The organism is Synechococcus sp. WH 5701, assembly GCF_000153045.1.
Taxonomy (GTDB): Bacteria; Cyanobacteriota; Cyanobacteriia; order PCC-6307; family Cyanobiaceae; genus Regnicoccus_A; species Regnicoccus_A antarcticus.
In genome coordinates, this window is the sequence record NZ_AANO01000032.1 from 1 (window position 1) to 1,876 (window position 1,876).

General features: G+C 43.6%; 1 protein-coding gene. It reads right to left on the minus strand.

Annotated features, from left to right (window positions below; all coding sequences use genetic code 11):
- Positions 1–942: 942 nt before the first annotated feature.
- Positions 943–1,876, minus strand: a 934-nt coding sequence (locus WH5701_RS17305; RefSeq protein ID WP_232201738.1) for a hypothetical protein, incomplete at its 5' end; no start/stop codon positions are given.

Below are 1,876 nucleotides of genomic sequence, written 5' to 3' on the forward strand. Positions count from 1 at the left end.
CTGACTGTTTACTACCGATGAAACACCACAACCCACATGCCAAGTTGCGTAAACTTGAACGACAGGCTGTGACCTGTTTAACCAGAAAGAAAGCGCAGAAGATATTGAGGAAGGTTGAGAAGATTGAGCACAAGCTGCACCTATCTAACACTTGACAAGCCTTTCAGTAACTAGATTTTTCAATAAGCAGTTGTCAAGCGCACTTAACTATTAATCGTCTTCAAAAACTAGCCCTAACGCAAAAGCGAGCTATCGGATGACCCACGCACTAAGACATAAGCCGAAGTAATCCATAAGGGCCAGCCGCCCTCCAACCTCGACCGACATTGACACCTATAGGGGAATATCTGAGGTCTTCTATCAGGCGCTCAAAAACATATCCCCAATACGAGTGAACGTCCTCAAAGCAGCCAGCCAGCGGCTTCTGTACTCCAGTCATCATCAACAGACACAAGGCTGTACCCGTCTTGAACAAAGTATCCTGCCTTTGTGCCATATGGGACACCATAAGACATTATTTACTACGCAAAGCTTGTGATCACGATATTTAATTTGTAAGCCCTAAGGCTTACGATGCTTTTCTTGATTGTATCTACTGTTTTATTATTTATTGCCTTATTTTTTTCATTACTTGATCAATGGTTCCAGCGAGAGTAGATGTCATTTACGCCACTAAGATATCTTACTATATAAAAAACATAAGCTGATGCAGTCCGCACCATTTGGTCCTCTCATCATCTTTCATTGGTATAATTACTTTTTGGATTTAGACAATGGAAGACAAACCTCTTTCACCACGATGGTTTGTCCAGGGGATGGCATTTATAGCCATTGTTGGTTTTACGATCCCAATGATTGCTGGTGTAGCTGGCTATTTAAAGCAAGAGCTGAGTCAGCCATCACACAATGAGAAGCAGGGATAATTAGAGGCGATAAAGAAGTTCAGCCAAGCAAGTTCTCTATGAATGTCCAGACTTTTTGTGCTTCTCTAAGCAAGACTTCATCAGCAAATAGACCATAAGACTGAGCTACTCGCGACCCTTCTTTCTTGGCATGACCTGTGATTGCTTCAATAACAGAGTCATTGCAATCAGCACGTCTAGAGATTGAGTAAAAGGTGTGCCTAGCACTGTGGACTGTTGCCGTTGGATCAGGGATGTCTTTACTCAACTCCCTTGCAAGCATTGTTGTTTTTGAAGAGACCATGATCTTGTGAGGTGTTAGCTCAAAGTCTTTTGGGACAGGAAGTCTTCGATAAGAGGAAGGTGTTTTAGGTCTCCACTCACCTTTGGAAGGCTGTCTATCAATTGTCAGCATCTGACCGTGGAGATCTTGAGAAAGACGAGAGAAGTACTCACCTGACCTCAAGCCGGTCATGATCATCCAGAACACTTGTGGGTATTTCTGATGAATGAGTCTGATCTCTTCATCAGTGAAGGTTCTACGTTGTTCAGCCAAAGGAGTTTTGGCACTGTATTTAACGTCTTTAAAAGGGTTAGACGTATTGACCATGTCATTAGTGATGAGTGCTGAGAAGACAGCAGTTAAGTAGCCCTTTTTAGTTTTGATTGAGTTTGGCTTGTACTTCTCTTCCATGTCATCAATCCACTGCCTCACTATTTGTTTAGTGATTTGGTGTGGTTGTCCGTTATGAGAGAAGGCTTCAACAGCTTCTCTAACTTTTGGGATGGTTCCAGCAGAAACAGGCTGTAGGCGGTTCCTATTGGCTTCCTTGAGCCAGAGATCTAGTGCTTCATCCCAAGTGACAGGAAGAGGCTGACCTGATTTGTAGTACTGAAAGACAGCATCGTGAATTGGGTCTTCTGGATTGAAGCCACCAAGGGTGATGCGGGATAGCTCCAAGGGGGCGAGAGGA